Raw genomic sequence first — 16545 nt, 5'->3', positions numbered from 1 at the left:
ATCCCCGGGTTAATGCTGGGCACTATATTGCCCAACGCGAGGACGACCTCGCGGCTCGATCGAGTCATTAATCAGGGGACGACCCCGTCAGACGATGGAGGTCTTCATGTCCTGGATCATTCTGTTTTTCGCCGGCCTGTTCGAAGTCGGCTGGGCCGTCGGCCTCAAGTACACCGACGGCTTCACCCGCCCGCTCCCCACCGTGTTGACCGTTGCAGCCATGGCTATCAGCCTTGGCTTGCTCGGCCTTGCAATGAAGGAGTTGCCGCTGGGTACGGCCTATGCGATCTGGACCGGTGTCGGCGCCGTTGGCACGGTGATCGCCGGGATCATCCTGTTTGGCGAATCCATGGCGCTGGTGCGGTTGGCGAGTGTGGCGTTGATCATTTCCGGGCTCGTTGGCCTGAAGGTCAGCGCTTAACTTTCAGATCGCCATCGCGAGTAGGCTCGCTCCCACAGGGATTGAAGGCGTGCCTACTGTGTGTGGCACAACACAAAACCTGTAGGAGCGAGCCTGCTCGCGAAGCGGCCCGCGCAAACAACCGCTATCTAACGGCCCCGCGCAACTCCCCCACCAACGCCTGCAACTTCACTGGCTCCGCCACTTCAACCGCCACCGCCGGCCCCGCCACCAAGGTCACCCGCGACCACAGGCGATGAAACAGTCCCTTGCCCGGATCGCGGCTGAAGAAACTCCCCCACAACCCCTGCAAGGCCAGCGGAATCACCGGCACCGGCGTCTCTTCGAGAATCCGCGTCAACCCGCCCTTGAACTCGTTGATCTCGCCATCGGCGGTCAATTTACCCTCGGGGAAGATGCACACCAGCTCCCCGTCCTTCAGATACCGGGCAATGCGCGTGAAGGCTTGTTCATATATCTGGATGTCTTCCTGGCGCCCGGCAATCGGAATCGTCCCCGCGGTACGGAAGATGAAGTTCAGCACCGGCAGGTTGTAGATCTTGTAGTACATGACAAAGCGAATCGGTCGACGTACCGCGCCACCAATCAGCAAGGCGTCGACGAATGACACGTGATTGCACACCAGCAACGCCGCGCCTTCATCGGGAATCAGCTCCAGATTGCGGTGCTCGACGCGGTACATGGAATGGCTGAGCAGCCAGATCATGAAACGCATGGTGAACTCGGGGACGATCTTGAAGATGTAGGCGTTGACGCCGATGTTCAGCAACGACACCACCAGGAACAGCTGCGGGATCGACAGCTCGGCCACACTCAGCAAGACGATCGAGACAATCGCCGACACCACCATGAACAACGCATTGAGGATGTTGTTGGCGGCAATCACCCGCGCCCGCTCGTTCTCCACGGTGCGTGACTGGATCAGCGCGTACAGCGGCACGATGTAGAAACCGCCGAAGACGCCCAGGCCGAGGATGTCGAGCAATACCAGCCAGGCGTGGCCAAAACCGAGGATATCGATCCAGCCATGGCCGGTGGCGCTGTCCGGGATTCCACCGGAATGCCACCACAGCAGCAGACCGAAAACGGTCAGGCCGAACGATCCGAACGGCACCAGGCCAATCTCGACTTTGCGCCCAGAGAGCTTCTCGCAGAGCATCGAACCCAATGCGATGCCGACCGAGAACACCGTCAGAATCAGCGTCACCACGGTTTCGTCGCCGTGCATCCATTCCTTGGCATAGGCCGGGATCTGCGTCAGGTAAATCGCCCCGACAAACCAGAACCACGAGTTGCCGACAATCGAGCGTGACACCGCCGGCGTTTGCCCCAGGCCCAGTTTCAACGTGGCCCAGGACTGGCTGAAGATGTTCCAGTTCAGGCGCATTTGCGGCGTGGCGGCCGCCGCTCGGGGAATGCTGCGACTGGCCAGGTAACCGAGCACGGCAGTGCCGATGATCGCCGCAGACACCACCGGCGCGTAATGCGCCGAAGACATCATGACCCCGGCGCCAATGGTGCCGGCAAGGATCGCCAGGAAGGTGCCCATCTCCACCAGGCCGTTGCCGCCTACCAACTCTTCTTCATGCAGGGCTTGTGGCAGGATCGAGTATTTCACCGGCCCGAACAGCGCCGAGTGGGTGCCCATGGCGAATAGCGCCACCAGCATCAACCACAGGTGATCGAACATGAAGCCGACGGCACCGACCGCCATGATGGCGATTTCCCCAAGCTTGATCAGGCGGATCAACGCGTCCTTGGCGAACTTTTCCCCGAATTGCCCAGCCAGGGCCGAGAACAGGAAAAACGGCAGGATAAACAGCAGCGCACACAGGTTGACCCAGATCGAGCGGTCACCTTCGATGGTCAGCTTGTACAAAATGGCGAGGATCAACGACTGCTTGAACACGTTGTCGTTGAACGCCCCGAGGGACTGGGTGATGAAGAACGGCAGGAAGCGCCGGGTGCGCAGCAAGGTGAACTGTGAGGGGTGACTCATCTTCCATGTGTCCCTGATGTTAGGTAGCGAGTGGCCTGGATTCTTATTGGAGTATCGAACGTCGATCCAGGCCACACATTACCCAATCTTTGCCGGTTATTTCTTCAATCCGGCAATGCACGGCGAGACAAACAGCTCGCCACGCCAGGCGCCCAGCACCGTGCGCTTGCCGACGATCAGCCACATCACCGCCAGCAACGCCACCAGCACGCAGCCAAACACACTGAAAAACGTCAGGTTCAAGGTACTGGCCAGCTTCAACGTCGCCAGAGAATAGACGCCCAACGGGAAAGTGAAGCCCCACCAGCCGAGATTGAAGGGAATGCCGGCACGCAGGTAGCGCACAGTGATCAGCAACGCCATCAGCATCCACCACAGGCCGAAGCCCCATAGAGTGATGCCGGCCACCAGACCCAATCCAGCGGCAATCTCACCGACTCCCGGCATACCGTTGGCCGCGAAAATCAGCGGTGCATCGCCGCCCAGTACCAGCATGCCCAGCGCACCGGTGCCGATCGGGCCAAGGGCCAGCCAGCTCGAGGCGGCCATGTTTTCGTGGGGCAGTTTATGCAGGGCCATGCGCAGCAACAGAATGGTCAGGATGCTGAAGGCCACCGGCAGGGAAAAGGCCCAGAGCACGTAGCTGGTCACCAGCACCACCAGTTGCGCATGAGCGTCGGCCAAATGCGGCGCCAACAGCCCCCCGCTGACAGCCGCCACCTCTGCCGCGACCACCGGCAACAACCAGACCGCTGTCATCTGGTCGATGCTGTGCTCCTGACGGGTGAACATCATGTAGGGAATCAGCACGCCGCACGCCAGCGACATGGCCACATCCAGCCACCACAGCACCTCGGCGAGGTGAATCACACCTTCGCCCCAGCGCGGCAGGCCAAACACCAGAAAGCCATTGATGATGGTCGCCAGGCCCATGGGGATGGTGCCGAAAAACATCGAAACCGTGGAGTGACCGAAAATCCGCCGCGCCTCGTCGAAAAACAGCACCCAACGCGCCGTGTATACCGCGGTAAACAGCAGGAACAGAGCGATATTGAACAGCCAGAGGGCTTCGGCAAAGGCGTGCAAGGCAGGCATGGCGACCGGCAATTGCGCCAGTGCCAACGCCAGCACGCCGGTGCCCATGGTGGCCGCGAACCAGTTGGGGGTGAACTGGCGGATCACCTCGCGGGGATGCTGCAAGTGACTGAAAGGTTTGATTCCGGGCTTGATGCTATTGGCGCATGTCATGGCGAACTCCTGTCCTCTCGTGAGGTAGAGCCCATGTTAGATCCGAATAGAATATCTATATAACGGGTAATATCTCTATATCTTATCGATATCACTTATATAGCCTCAGACACTCCCTTCCGATTCGATCACCAATATCCGGGCCGGTCCTAGCGGATGCGCCACATGCTCAGTGCCAACCGAGGCATGAAAAATGTCACCGACCTCCAGCAAAGCTTCCCGCTCCACTCCCTCTTCGCGATAACGCATCCGCACCTGGCCATCGAGCACCACGAACACTTCCTCGCCATCGTTGACGTGCCACTTGTAAGGTTGATCGGTCCAGTGCAGCCGCGTAGTGATGCCGTTCATGCTGGCGATGTCCAGCGCGGCCCAGGCACGCTCGCCAGTGAACGATTTGCTGCGGATGATCTTCATGGTCCGATCCTTCGAGTGAACTGAGTGGGTGCCAAGGCTAACCCGGATACAAGTGATGGCGGAACGTGATAAGGCCAGTCCAGACACTGAAAATCCTCCTGCGACACCCCGCCACGCCACGACCTTGGTCGACACTGACTAACGCTGGCGGTCGTGCGAGACTGTCTGTCCGGGCGCAAGCACCGGAAGTCTTTTGTCTGGAGTCCCCATGTCGCTGTCCACCGGGCTGATTGCCGTCGTCGCCCTGGCCTATATGGCCATCCTGTTCGCCATCGCCTTCTATGGCGACCGTCGCAGCGCGCCCTTGCCGCCGCGTGTGCGCGCCTGGGTGTACAGCCTGTCGCTGGCGGTCTACTGCACCAGCTGGACCTTTTTCGGCGCCGTGGGCCAGGCCGCCGAACAGCTCTGGTCGTTCCTGCCGATCTACCTCGGGCCGATCCTGTTGCTGGTCGGCGCGCCGTGGGTCCTGCAAAAAATGGTGATGATCAGCAAACAGGAAAACATCACCTCGATCGCCGACTTCATCGCCGCACGCTATGGCAAATCCCAGTCGCTGGCGGTGGTGGTGGCGCTGATTTGCCTGGTCGGTGTGTTGCCCTACATCGCGCTGCAACTCAAAGGCATCGTGCTCGGCGTGAACCTGCTGATCGGCGCCGGTGCCGACGCCATGGGCACCCGTGCCCAGGACACCGCACTGATCGTGTCGCTCGTGCTGGCGCTGTTCACCATCGTCTTCGGTACCCGCAACCTCGACGCCACGGAGCACCACCGCGGCATGGTGCTGGCCATTGCCTTCGAATCGCTGGTGAAGCTGTTCGCGTTTCTCGCCGTCGGCGCCTTCGTGACCTACGGCCTGTACGACGGTTTCGACGACCTGTTCGACCAGGCCATGCTGGCGCCGCGCCTCGAACAGTACTGGAAGGAAACCATCAACTGGCCGTCGATGGTGGTGCAGACCGGTGTGGCGATGATGGCGATCATTTGCCTGCCACGGCAGTTCCACGTGACCGTTGTCGAGAACATCGATCCTCAGGATCTGCGCCTGGCCAAATGGGTATTCCCGGCCTACCTCGCCCTCGCCGCCTTGTTTGTCGTGCCGATCGCCCTGGCCGGCCAGATGATGCTGCCCAGCTCGGTGTTGCCGGACTCGTTCGTCATCAGCCTGCCCCTGGCCCAGGCGCATCCGGCGTTGGCCCTGCTGGCGTTTATCGGTGGCGCATCGGCGGCCACCGGCATGGTGATCGTGGCCAGCGTGGCGCTGTCGACCATGGTGTCCAACGACATGCTGCTGCCCTGGCTGCTGCGTCGCAACAACGCCGAGCGTCCGTTCGAAGTGTTCCGCCAGTGGATGTTGTCGGTGCGCCGCGTCAGCATCGTGGTCATTCTGCTGCTGGCCTACGTCAGTTATCGCCTGCTGGGCTCGACCGCCAGCCTGGCGACCATTGGCCAGATCGCCTTCGCCGCCGTGACCCAACTGGCCCCCGCCATGCTCGGTGCGCTGTACTGGAAGCAAGCCAACCGCCGCGGTGTTTTCGCCGGCCTCGCCGCGGGCACCTTCCTGTGGTTCTACACCTTGATCCTGCCGATTGCCGCCCTCAGCCTCGGCCTGTCCTTGAGCACCTTCCCGGGCTTGGCCTGGTTGCACAGCAATCCACTGAACCTGCCGATCACCCCGCTGACCCAAGGCGTGGTGCTGTCGCTGGCAGGCAACTTCACGCTGTTCGCCTGGGTCTCGGTGCTGTCCCGCACCCGGGTTTCCGAGCACTGGCAGGCGGGCCGCTTCATCGGCCAGGAAATCAGCGCCCGCCCCAGCGCGCGCTCGATGCTGGCGGTGCAGATCGACGACCTGCTGCAACTGGCGGCGCGCTTCGTCGGTGAAGAACGCGCCCGTCAAAGCTTCATCCGTTTTGCCTATCGCCAGGGCAAGGGCTTCAACCCGAACCAGAACGCCGACAGTGAATGGATCGCCCATACCGAACGCTTGCTGGCCGGTGTGCTCGGCGCCTCCTCGACCCGCGCGGTGGTAAAAGCCGCCATTGAAGGCCGGGAGATGCAACTGGAGGACGTCGTGCGCATCGCCGACGAAGCCTCGGAAGTGCTGCAGTTCAACCGTGCCTTGCTGCAAGGCGCCATCGAGAACATTACCCAGGGCATCAGTGTGGTCGACCAGTCGCTGAAACTGGTGGCCTGGAACCGTCGCTATCTGGATTTGTTCAACTACCCGGATGGCCTGATCAGAGTCGGCCGGCCCATCGCCGACATCATTCGCCACAATGCCGAGCGCGGTCTGTGCGGTCCCGGCGAAGCCGAAGTGCACGTCGCGCGTCGCCTGCACTGGATGCGCCAGGGCCGCGCGCACACTTCCGAACGACTGTTCCCCAATGGCCGGGTGATCGAGCTGATCGGCAACCCGATGCCGGGCGGCGGCTTCGTCATGAGTTTTACCGACATCACCGCGTTCCGCGAAGCCGAGCAGGCGCTGACCGAAGCCAACGAAGGCCTGGAGCGACGGGTCACCGAACGGACCCACGAATTGTCGCAGCTTAACGTTGCCCTGACCGAAGCCAAAGGCACCGCCGAGGCCGCCAACCAGTCCAAGACCCGCTTCCTTGCCGCCGTCAGCCATGACTTGATGCAACCGTTGAATGCGGCGCGACTGTTCTCCGCCGCCCTCTCCCATCAGGGCGATAGTCTGTCTGGCGAAGCACAGAAACTGGTCGGGCACCTGGACAGCTCGCTGCGCTCGGCCGAGGACTTGATCAGCGACCTGCTGGACATTTCCCGCCTGGAAAACGGCAAGATCAACCCCAATCGCCAGCCATTCGCCCTCAACGAACTGTTCGACACCCTCGGTACAGAGTTCAAGGTGCTGGCGCGAGAACAAAAACTGGAGTTCCGGGTTCGCGCAAGCACGTTGCGGGTCGACAGCGACATCAAACTGCTGCGGCGGATCTTGCAGAACTTCCTGACCAACGCTTTCCGCTACGGCAAAGGGCCGGTGCTGCTGGGGGTTCGCCGGCACAAAGATCAACTGTGCCTGGAAGTCTGGGACCGTGGGCCAGGTATTCCGGAAGATAAACTGCAGGTGATTTTCGAAGAGTTCAAGCGCCTCGACAGCCACCAGACACGGGCTGAAAAAGGCCTCGGCCTGGGGCTGGCGATTGCCGACGGGCTTTGTCGCGTACTCGGTCATACCTTGCGCGTACGCTCCTGGCCGGGACGCGGTAGCGTGTTCAGCGTCAGCGTGCCGCTGGCCCGGGCGCAAACCGCAGCGCCGGTCAAGGTCGCCGAGCTCAATGGCAAGTTGCTCAATGGCGCGCAGGTGCTGTGTATCGACAACGAGGACAGCATCCTGATCGGCATGAATAGCCTGCTCAGCCGCTGGGGTTGCCAGGTGTGGACCGCGCGCAATCGCGAGGAATGCGCCGCGTTGCTTGGCGAAGGCATGCGCCCGCAATTGGCGCTGGTGGATTACCACCTCGATCATGGCGAGACCGGAACCGATTTGATGGCCTGGTTGCGCACGCAAATGGGCGAACCGGTTCCGGGGGTGGTGATCAGCGCCGATGGCCGGCCGGAGACGGTCGACCTGGTGCATGCCGCGGGGCTGGATTACCTGGCCAAACCGGTGAAACCGGCGGCGTTGCGCGCGTTGTTGAGTCGGTACATTCCGTTGTAGCGAGGATCAACTCGCCACAGGTTGCTTATTGTTTGCTCTATCTCTTAAGTGAACAGCATTACACGCTCGCCCGGGGCTATTCTGGCAACTCGACCAGCCCATCGACATCGGTCATCGCCCGCTCCAGCAAGTCCGCCGGCAGGCTCTTGCTCGCCCGTGCGCCCAGCAGCTTGAGTTGTTCACTGCGACTGACCAGGTTGCCGCGTCCCTCTGTCAGCTTGTTGCGTGCCGAACTGTAGGCCTTGTCCAGTTGCTGCAGGCGATTGCCGACCTCGTCCAGATCCTGGATGAACAGCACGAACTTGTCGTACAGCCACCCGGCCCGCTCGGCGATTTCCCGGGCATTCTGGCTCTGGCGCTCCTGCTTCCACAGGCTGTCGATCACACGCAGGGTCGCCAGCAAGGTGGTCGGGCTGACGATCACGATGTTGCGATCGAACGCCTCCTGGAACAGCGTCGGCTCAGCCTGCAGCGCGGCCGAAAACGCCGCCTCGATCGGCACGAAGAGCAACACGAAATCCAGGCTGTGCAAGCCATCGAGGCGCTTGTAATCCTTGCCGGCCAGGCCTTTGACGTGATTACGCAACGACAGCACGTGCTGCTTGATCGCGATCTGGCCGATGGCCTCGTCTTCAGCCGCGACGTATTGCTGATAGGCCGTCAGGCTGACCTTGGAATCGACCACCACCTGCTTGTCGCCCGGCAGATAAATGATCACGTCCGGCTGGAAGCGCTCGCCGTCCGGTCCCTTGAGATTGACCTGAGTCTGGTACTCGCGGCCCTTCTCCAGCCCCGCATGCTCGAGCACGCGCTCAAGGATCAGCTCGCCCCAATTGCCCTGGGTCTTCTGCCCTTTCAAGGCGCGGGTCAGGTTGGTGGCTTCATCGCTCAGGCGCAAATTCAGCTGTTGCAGGCGTTCCAGCTCCTTGGCCAGGGAGAATCGCTCGCGAGCCTCGTTCTGATAGCTTTCCTCGACACGTTTTTCGAAGGACTGGATGCGTTCCTTGAGCGGATCGAGCAACTGCCCCAGGCGCTGCTGGCTGGTTTCGGCAAAACGCTGCTCGCGCTCATCGAAAATTTTCCCCGCCAGCTCGGCGAACTGCGCGCGCAACTCGTCCCGCGAACCTTGCAGGTCGTTGAGGCGTTGCTGATGACTGTCCTGTTGCTCGCGCAATTCGGCGTTGAGCGACGCGGCCTGGGCATCCAGACGGCGCAACTCGGCTTCTTTGCCGGCGCGTTCGATATTCCACGCATGGGCGGCGTCCCGGGCGTCGTCGCGCTCGATCTGCAACAGCTCGACTTCACGACGCAGCGCAGCCAGATCAGCCTGTTTGGCGGCGTTGGCCTGGGTCAGATCAGCCGCTTCATCGCGGCTGGACTCGAGCTGGGCGTTCAATCCGTCCTGCGCCAGTTGCGCCATGGCCAGGCGTTCTTGCAGCAGCGCGACATCGGCTTGCGTGGTGCTGGCCCGACGTTGCAGTTGCCAGGTCAATACCAGCAACGGCAACGCTGCCCCTGCCAGACCCAGCAATACGCTGGTCAAGTCCATTGCCATAGCCACTCCTGCCATTCGGATAAAGCCTGAAGGTTAACCAAGGCGTCCGGTCTTGGACAGCTCAGTCTTCGATCAGCCCCAGTTCCTGTTGAGCGCGGTGATCGCCTGCCCGAGCGGCCTGACGCAACAGGTCCTGACCAATCCGGCGGTCCCGGGCATTCCCGCATTCGCGACACATCAACTGGCCGAGACGGCTTTGCGCAGCCACCACGCCTTCACGGGCCGGTTGCTTGAGCAAACGTCCGGCGATGTGTTTGACGTTACGGTTTTCGCCTAGATGCGGACTGTCCAACAGCCACTCCGCCACGCGCATGGAAAAGCGCTTGGTAGGGGCAACAGAGGGCGGTGTGGAGGAAGAGGAAACAGGGGCTGAGTGAAACTTCATAAAGCACTGTGGGGCAGATCAGAAGGCGCGCAACTTTACTCTCTTTTTCTTACAGGTAAAGCTGAAAATATCCCGGCACGCCCGTCCTAGAGCAAGCGCTCGGGACAATCCACAGAAGCTGTGGATAACTCAGTGGACAACCGCCTTCGAACCCGCTCAAAGCCCTGTGGAATGGGGCTCGCAGTCAAACTGACGATTTTTTCACCAGTAAAAAAAAGCGATGTTTTTCATTGACTTAAATTTTGGTTACAGGCAGCCATTACGCTTGAACGTGAGATGACAGCGGGGTGACAGACCGCGCAACTAATGTGCACAAGTGCCTTTGCGATGGTTATATCGACGCCCTTTTTCGGCGCATTTTTTTGTCGTGCCTGGGGATAAGCCTTGGCAAACCCGGTGCCTGGACGGCGGCATTGCTACAAACTTCGATGACCAGTGGTCGGTTTGTGTCCCGAAACAGGGCGTATCAATCCCGGGCCGCGTAGCTTTGTACGCGCCTCTGCGAAGGCAAAACAGCCCGATCGGGCACCTGCCGGGTAATTCTTTTCGCTAACACACTTCCCTTGGCCAGTTCAATCAGTTAGTATCCGCGGCGTTAGTACCAAGCTGAAAGTCAATTCTGGTCGAACAAATCCCCCCGGTCAGCCTTCCCGACGGAAGCCTCCACCGAACAAGCGGGATCGACCACCTCGATGGTTTCCAGGTAAATCTTGCGCCAACACAACCTTTGAATCGAAAGCAAAGGGTGTTGCTCCGCCTGCCTACTCTGCTCGAACCAACCTGCAAATTGATCAGGATCTTCACCCCGGGCCCAGAACCTTTGCCCTCGATGTGTTGCCTGCCCTCCTAAGTACCTACCTGCCAGCCCAAGCGCGCCAACTTATCAGCGCTTCAAACTGGCTGCTTTGTTCCAGTCGGGTTCTTCGTTCGATCAATGGTGATCGACGTTACTGGAACGTTTTAACGTTGCACGGTTCTTATCCGTGTCATTTGTAGGAACACCCAATAATGTCTACTCAAATCCACACTCAGGATGCCATTCGCACCCTAACCAACGCTTTTGCACCAATGAACTGCCTGATCATGGCCGCTCGCAAAGGCTGCTTCAGCTTCACTCTGGTCAACGAACACGGTATCGCTCGTCACAGCGAACGCCTGTACCCCGATCAATACTCCAGCGCCGAGCCGCTGCAGGCCGTGATCGAGCGTACCCGTCAGGCACTGGTTGCCTGAAACGCCAGAAAGGCTGAAAAACCCAAAAGCCCTGCCCGAAAAGCGGGGCTTTTTATTGCCTGATATTTCCCTTTCCTCGAGTCACGACTAAGCACGATCCGATATAACGGTTATAACTGGTCGCTGGAAATATTTTAAAAACAGGCCTTTACAGCGCGAATATGACACTACACTTCAACTCAAGCGGCTTGACCCGCTTGCGGCGAGCCTGAGTCGATTCACTGCTGCCAAGCCCCTTTTCAGGTATCGCCGTCCATTTCAGGTTTCGAGGGTTTTATGGGTATCGCTGCCAGCGAACTGTGCCGTTATGTGATTCGTCCGACCTTGATCTACCTCGGACGTCATAGCGCTACTGCCGAATCCCTGCTGCTGGGCATTGCCGCCAGCCAGTCCGCCCTTGGTTCCGCCCTGCATGACCGCCGTGGGCACGGCCTGTACCGCATCGCCGAGCCCCGCCACCAGGCCCTTTGGGACCATTACCTGGCCCTTGATCCGGACCGTGCAAGCCTGGTCCGCGGCCTGGCCAGCCAGCATGCGTTTCTCAGTGGCCCGCACCTCGAATTGACCGTCAACCTGCGTTACGCCACAGCCATCGCCTGGCTGCTGGTGGAAGAACAGAACACCCCCCTCCCCGCCCCTGATGATTTGCTGGGCATGGCCAGAATCTGGCGCCAGACATTTCAGCCCCAGGGACGTCTGCGTGATTTCACCTGCGCCTGGCAGACCTGTGTTTCACCGCTGAATCAGGTAGCCTGCTGACACACTTGGATCCAAAGATCGTGCAACACGCCGCGATTCTGGTCGGATTGTCCTACAAAACCGCTCTAAATCAAGGCATACAGCCTATGGCGCCGGAACGAAAATGTTGGTAATTTTCGCCCCGGTGATCACCAGGAGTTCTAATAATGAAAAAAGTAATGCTCAAAACCACCATTAGTCTCGCCGTTGCCATGGCATCCACCCAGATCTTTGCAAGTGGCTTTGCCCTCAACGAACAAAGCATCAGCGGGATGGGGTCAGGTTTTGCCGGGCGATCTTCCTCTGCCGACGACGCATCCACCATTTTTGGCAACCCTGCCGGCATGTCGCGCATCAAGCGCGAACAAGTCACCGGCGGTGTTGCGATGATCGACGCACACACTGACATCAGCCACGCAAGCTCCTCCCCGAACAACCGTGGCAGCAATGACGGCGACATGGTTCCGTTCATCGCCGTACCCATGGGTTACTACGTCAAGCCAATCGACGACCATTGGGCCTTCGGTATTGGCATATACGCCCCGTTCGGCCTGGTAACCGACTACGAAAACGGCTTTGAGGGTCGTTACTTCGGCAGCAAGAGCGAAGTCAAGATCGTCACCGTGCAACCGACTGTCAGCTACGCCTTCAACGACAAGGTTTCCATCGGTTTCGGCCCGACCATCAACCGCATCGACGGCACCTTGGAATCGAACATAACGGCCTTGCCGGCCTTGACGTCATTGCCCGATGGTCAAGTCAAGATCAAGGGTGACGACACCGCCCTGGGCTACAACATCGGCGTGCTGGTCCAAGCCACCGATAGCACCCGTGTCGGCCTGACCTACCACTCGAAAGTGAAGTACAAACTCGAGGGTAACACCAAGGTCAACTACAACCTGCTGGGCCTGGTCGGCCAGAACCCGAGCCAGAAGTACGACGCTTCGCTGGATGTGACCACGCCTGAATCGGTGGACTTTTCGGTCACTCACCAGCTCGACGACAAGTGGACTCTTTACGCCGGCAGCACCTGGACCCGCTGGAGCCGCCTGAAAGAAATCACCGTTGAAAACAAAGGTGTTCCGGCTGTTCTGAACGGCCAGTTCGGCACCATCACCGAAGAACAGAACTGGCACGACACCTGGGCTCACGCCATCGGCGCGTCCTACCAGCTGAACAAGCAATGGGTACTGCGTACCGGCCTGTCCGTTGACCAGGCACCGACCAACAACGTCGACCGTTCCCCACGCATCCCGACTGGCGATCGCACGATTTTCAGCGTGGGCGCCGGCTGGAGCCCGACCGACGACCTGACCATCGACCTGGCGTACTCGTACCTGCGCGAGGAATCGGTCAAGGTCAACGGCGACGACCATGGCCAGACCTACAACGCCAAGTATGATAACTACGCGAACGGTTTCGGTCTCGGCGCGACCTACCGCTTCTGATGATTTACGGCGAACCTGAACCACTCGCCCGCTGAATCAAAAAAAGCCCCGCCCTCTTGTACAGAGGCGGGGCTTTTTAGTGGGTGCGGATCAAGGTTGTGAAGCCAGGGCTTGCTCCACCGCTGCAATGAACTCGGGATCATCGGGCTTGGTCAGGCTGGAAAAGCTGGCAATCACCTTCCCCTTGCGATCGACCACGTATTTGTAGAAATTCCATTTTGGCGCACTGCTCTGTTCGGCCAGCACCTTGAACAGATGGGTTGCGTCGGCGCCACGTACCGACTGCGGCTCGGTCATAGTGAAAGTCACGCCATAGTTGACGTAACAAACCTTGGCGGTTTCGGCACCGTCCCTGGACTCCTGCTTGAAGTCATTGGACGGAACACCCAGCACTTCCAGCCCCTGCCCCTTGTAACGCTGATTCAGCGCCTCAAGGCTTTTGAACTGCGGGGCGAAACCGCAGAAGCTTGCAGTATTGACCACCACCAGCGGCTTACCTTCATACCGTTGGCACAGGTCGATGGATTCCTTGGCGCGCAGCTTTTGCAGTGATCCTTGCAACAGCTCCGGGCACTCGGCCGCGTAGGCCAGCTCGGTAAACGTCACTAGCAACGCGGGGACTGCAATCCAGCGCATCAGCATGTCGGTGCATCCTTGATAATTCTTCGTCAAAAGCGACGTTACTCGTCCTCGCCGCTCGCTAGCAAGCACCCATGCCCAACTGCATCAGCGCCAGCCCGCCCTGATGCCAGCCCCACCACGACAATGCCAGCAACAAGGCGCAGACGGCGGCTACAGCGATCCGCGGCCAAAGACTGTTCATATCGCACTCATTTGTGATTGCAGACGCTCTACCGGTCGCTCACGCACCGGCCAGTTGAGGGCAGCGGCCAACAGGCTCAAGAGAATTGCCACTTGCCAGATCAAGTCATAACTCCCGGTTCGGTCATACACCACCCCGCCCAACCAGCCGCCCAGAAACGAGCCGAGTTGGTGAAACAGGAAAACAATCCCACCGAGCATGGACAGGTTTCGCACACCAAACAAGGTCGCCACCGTGCCGTTGGTCAACGGCACCGTCGACAGCCACAAGAAGCCCATGGCCATGCCGAACAGGTAAGCCGTGGTGGTCGTCACCGGCGCCCACAGGAACAACGCAATGACCACCGCCCGCAGCAAGTACAGACCGGTGAGCAACCGCGGCTTGGACATGCGCCCGCCGAGCCATCCGGCGGTATAGGTGCCGAAGATGTTGAACAGGCCGATCAACGCCAGCACCGTGGTGCCGACCGTCGCCGGAAGGTGTTGATCCACCAGATAGGCCGGCAGGTGCACACCAATGAACACCACCTGGAATCCGCACACAAAAAAGCCGAACGCCAGCAGCCAGAAACCGGAATGGGAGCAGGCTTCGCGCAGCGCTTCGCCAAGGGTCTGTTCGTGGCCCAGGACGGGCAGCGGCTTGTCCTTGAGCATGCCCACCAGCGGCACGATCAACGCCACCAGCAAGCCCAGTGCCAGCAGCGCCGCGGACCAGCCAAGCCATCCGATCAAACCGAGTGTGCCGGGCAACATCGCGAACTGACCGAACGAACCGGCCGCACTGGCGATCCCCATGCCCATGCTGCGTTTTTCCGGCGGCACCGCGCGCCCGACCACCCCCAGGATCACCGAGAACGACGTACCGGACAGTCCGATGCCGATCAGCAGGCCGGCGCTCAGGGACAGGGTCAGCGCCGAGTCGGAGAGCCCCATGCAAATCAGCCCGGCCGCGTACAGGACGCCACCGACCAGCACCACCTTCGCCGCGCCGAAGCGGTCGGCCAGGGCGCCGGTGAACGGCTGTGCGAGGCCCCAGATCAGGTTTTGCAGGGCGATGGCGAAGGCAAAGACTTCACGGCCCCAGCCGAACTCGGCGCTCATCGGCGCCAGAAACAGCCCGAAGCCATGGCGAACGCCCAGCGACAACGCAAGGATCAGCGCACTCCCCAACAGAACCCAGCCGCATGTACGCCACATCGATGTCATTGTTGTTCTCCGGTAGCGGGTATATACCCGCTTATGATCGGAAAAACCGGCATCACGCCAGTTCGTCCAGCAGCTTCAATAAGGTTTCGCGCTTCTCGGCACCCAGGCGATCGATCAAGCGTTGCTGCGCGGCTTCCCAGGCCGGCAAGGCCGCCTTGAGGCGCTCTGCCCCGGCCTCGGTCAGCAGGACGATGCGGTTGCGCATGTCCTCGCCCTCGACCAGCGTCACCAGGCCATCACCCTCCAGCACCCGCAAATTGCGTCCCAGGGTGCTGCGATCCAGGCCCATGGCCTCGGCCAGGGTCGAAATGCTCGGCTGATCCAGACGTTGCAGATTGCACAGCAAAGAATACTGCGCAACGTTGATCCCGAAGCCGTCGAGAGCGCCGTCGTAGTGCCTGCTGACGCCACGGGCGGCGCGACGCAGGTTGATGCATAAACATTGGGAATCGAGCATGGTGCGTGTATATACCCGCGAGTCGGTTAAATCAAGTTACTTGAGTTTTGTTCAGTGATTGGGCGGCGTTTGGTAGATCGCTATCGCGAGCAAGCTCGCTCCCACAGAGATTTTCGGTGTGCCCACTATTGTGTCAACAAAACTGAAACCCTGTGGGAGCGGGCTTGCCCGCGAAGAGGCCAGAACATTCACCATTACGACGCTCAGACCAGTGCCAATCCAACCAACACCCCTACCTCCAGCAACTCCAGCATCGCACCCGCCGTGTCCCCTGTCGTGCCGCCCAGGCGCCGCAGCATCACCTGGCGCAGCCAGACAAACCCCAACGCCGCCAACACCACCGCCACCACACCACTCAAACCGGCGATCAACACACAAGCCAGCGCGCTGACCGCCAGCACCTGCTTGCCCGTCGAACGCGGAAGATGATCGGCCAATGCCTGGCCCAGGCCACCGGCACGCACGTACGGCGTGGTCAGGAACAAACCGAGCAACGCGCTGCGACCGATCAACGGCACGATGATCAATGCCAGTGAATGCGGCTGTTCGATCAACGCCAGCAGCGCGGTGAACTTGAGCAACAACACCAGCACCAGCGTCACCACAGCGATCGGCCCGCTGCGCGGGTCTTTCATGATGGTCAGCGTACGCTCGCGGTCGCCAAAGCCACCGAGCCAGGCATCGGCGCTGTCCGCCAGGCCATCGAGATGCAAGCCGCCGCTGAGCAGCACCCAAAGGCTCAGCAACAGCGCCGCGTGCAACAAGGTCGGCGTGCCCAGCAAAAGCCAGTTGACTGCCCACAGAATCGCGCCAAAGAGTAATCCCACCAGCGGATAAAACAGTAGCGACCGTCCCAGTTCCCGGGGCTCAGGCATGCCTGGCAGGCGAATCGGCAGGCTGCTGAGAAATTGCAGGGCGATCCAGAATGGCAGCATGG

At 60.3% G+C, this 16545-nt stretch carries 15 protein-coding genes; 5 read left to right on the top strand and 10 right to left on the bottom strand.

Annotated features, from left to right (window positions below; translation table 11 throughout):
- Nucleotides 1-106 precede the first annotated feature (106 nt).
- Nucleotides 107-421, top strand: coding sequence for a quaternary ammonium compound efflux SMR transporter SugE (sugE, locus tag AC3IP0_RS08740; RefSeq protein ID WP_007977599.1), 315 nt, complete (start codon nt 107-109; stop codon nt 419-421).
- Between the two features lie 124 nt (nt 422-545).
- Here sugE and AC3IP0_RS08735 read toward each other — a convergent pair whose 3' ends face one another.
- The 3 genes from AC3IP0_RS08735 to AC3IP0_RS08725 all read right to left on the bottom strand — a co-directional run bounded on the left by AC3IP0_RS08735 (nt 546) and on the right by AC3IP0_RS08725 (nt 4085).
- The gene (locus AC3IP0_RS08735; RefSeq protein ID WP_489318938.1) at nt 546-2420 is read right to left on the bottom strand and encodes an MFS transporter; all 1875 of its coding nucleotides are present in this window, start codon (nt 2418-2420) and stop codon (nt 546-548) included.
- Nucleotides 2421-2516: 96 nt separating this feature from the next.
- Nucleotides 2517-3668: a TDT family transporter gene (locus tag AC3IP0_RS08730; protein WP_489318937.1), complete on the bottom strand. Its 1152-nt coding sequence runs from the start codon at nt 3666-3668 to the stop codon at nt 2517-2519.
- Between the two features lie 105 nt (nt 3669-3773).
- On the bottom strand, nt 3774-4085 hold the full coding sequence (locus tag AC3IP0_RS08725; RefSeq protein ID WP_150674188.1) for a cupin domain-containing protein: 312 nt from the start codon (nt 4083-4085) through the stop codon (nt 3774-3776).
- 208 nt (nt 4086-4293) lie between these two features.
- Here AC3IP0_RS08725 and AC3IP0_RS08720 point away from each other — a divergent pair, with 208 nt between their 5' ends.
- A complete protein-coding gene (locus AC3IP0_RS08720; protein ID WP_489327174.1) occupies nt 4294-7764 on the top strand; it encodes a hybrid sensor histidine kinase/response regulator in 3471 nt (1156 codons plus the stop codon).
- A 76-nt stretch (nt 7765-7840) separates the two neighbouring features.
- Here AC3IP0_RS08720 and AC3IP0_RS08715 read toward each other — a convergent pair whose 3' ends face one another.
- Both AC3IP0_RS08715 and AC3IP0_RS08710 read right to left on the bottom strand, forming a co-directional pair.
- Entirely contained in the window at nt 7841-9205 is a 1365-nt protein-coding gene (locus AC3IP0_RS08715) for a DNA recombination protein RmuC (protein WP_162252406.1), read from the bottom strand.
- A gap of 175 nt (nt 9206-9380) precedes the next feature.
- Nucleotides 9381-9704: a sel1 repeat family protein gene (locus AC3IP0_RS08710; protein ID WP_489318935.1), complete on the bottom strand. Its 324-nt coding sequence runs from the start codon at nt 9702-9704 to the stop codon at nt 9381-9383.
- Between the two features lie 1008 nt (nt 9705-10712).
- Between AC3IP0_RS08710 and AC3IP0_RS08705 the strand changes: the two genes are divergently transcribed.
- The 3 genes from AC3IP0_RS08705 (at nt 10713) to AC3IP0_RS08695 (ending at nt 13123) form a co-directional block, all read left to right on the top strand.
- Nucleotides 10713-10937 (top strand): hypothetical protein, encoded by a 225-nt coding sequence (locus AC3IP0_RS08705; RefSeq protein WP_007898912.1) that lies wholly within the window; start codon nt 10713-10715, stop codon nt 10935-10937.
- A gap of 276 nt (nt 10938-11213) precedes the next feature.
- Nucleotides 11214-11696, top strand: a complete 483-nt coding sequence (locus AC3IP0_RS08700) for a hypothetical protein (RefSeq protein WP_046037615.1) — start codon at nt 11214-11216, stop codon at nt 11694-11696.
- A gap of 146 nt (nt 11697-11842) precedes the next feature.
- Nucleotides 11843-13123, top strand: coding sequence for an OmpP1/FadL family transporter (locus AC3IP0_RS08695; RefSeq protein ID WP_489318934.1), 1281 nt, complete (start codon nt 11843-11845; stop codon nt 13121-13123).
- A 90-nt stretch (nt 13124-13213) separates the two neighbouring features.
- On the opposite strand, the gene AC3IP0_RS08690 is transcribed toward AC3IP0_RS08695, so the two are convergent.
- The 5 genes from AC3IP0_RS08690 to AC3IP0_RS08670 all read right to left on the bottom strand — a co-directional run bounded on the left by AC3IP0_RS08690 (nt 13214) and on the right by AC3IP0_RS08670 (nt 16543).
- Entirely contained in the window at nt 13214-13765 is a 552-nt protein-coding gene (locus AC3IP0_RS08690; RefSeq protein WP_489318933.1) for a glutathione peroxidase, read from the bottom strand.
- Nucleotides 13766-13823: 58 nt separating this feature from the next.
- Nucleotides 13824-13946 carry a hypothetical protein gene (locus AC3IP0_RS08685; RefSeq protein WP_007977581.1) on the bottom strand — a complete coding sequence of 41 codons (123 nt, stop codon included), beginning with the start codon at nt 13944-13946 and terminating at the stop codon, nt 13824-13826.
- Complete coding sequence (locus tag AC3IP0_RS08680; RefSeq protein ID WP_489318932.1) at nt 13943-15151, bottom strand: MFS transporter; 1209 nt, start codon at nt 15149-15151, stop codon at nt 13943-13945. Before AC3IP0_RS08680 ends, AC3IP0_RS08685 begins: the two co-directional genes overlap by 4 nt.
- Before the next feature lie 52 nt (nt 15152-15203).
- Nucleotides 15204-15608 (bottom strand): MarR family winged helix-turn-helix transcriptional regulator, encoded by a 405-nt coding sequence (locus tag AC3IP0_RS08675; protein WP_046037619.1) that lies wholly within the window; start codon nt 15606-15608, stop codon nt 15204-15206.
- A 203-nt stretch (nt 15609-15811) separates the two neighbouring features.
- Nucleotides 15812-16543 (bottom strand): adenosylcobinamide-GDP ribazoletransferase, encoded by a 732-nt coding sequence (locus tag AC3IP0_RS08670; RefSeq protein WP_489318931.1) that lies wholly within the window; start codon nt 16541-16543, stop codon nt 15812-15814.
- Nucleotides 16544-16545: the final 2 nt, after the last annotated feature.

This window comes from Pseudomonas sp. GL_103 (assembly GCF_057835175.1).
The sequence above is the reverse complement of the archived record's forward strand: the minus strand, read 5'-3'. Positions and strand labels throughout refer to the sequence as shown.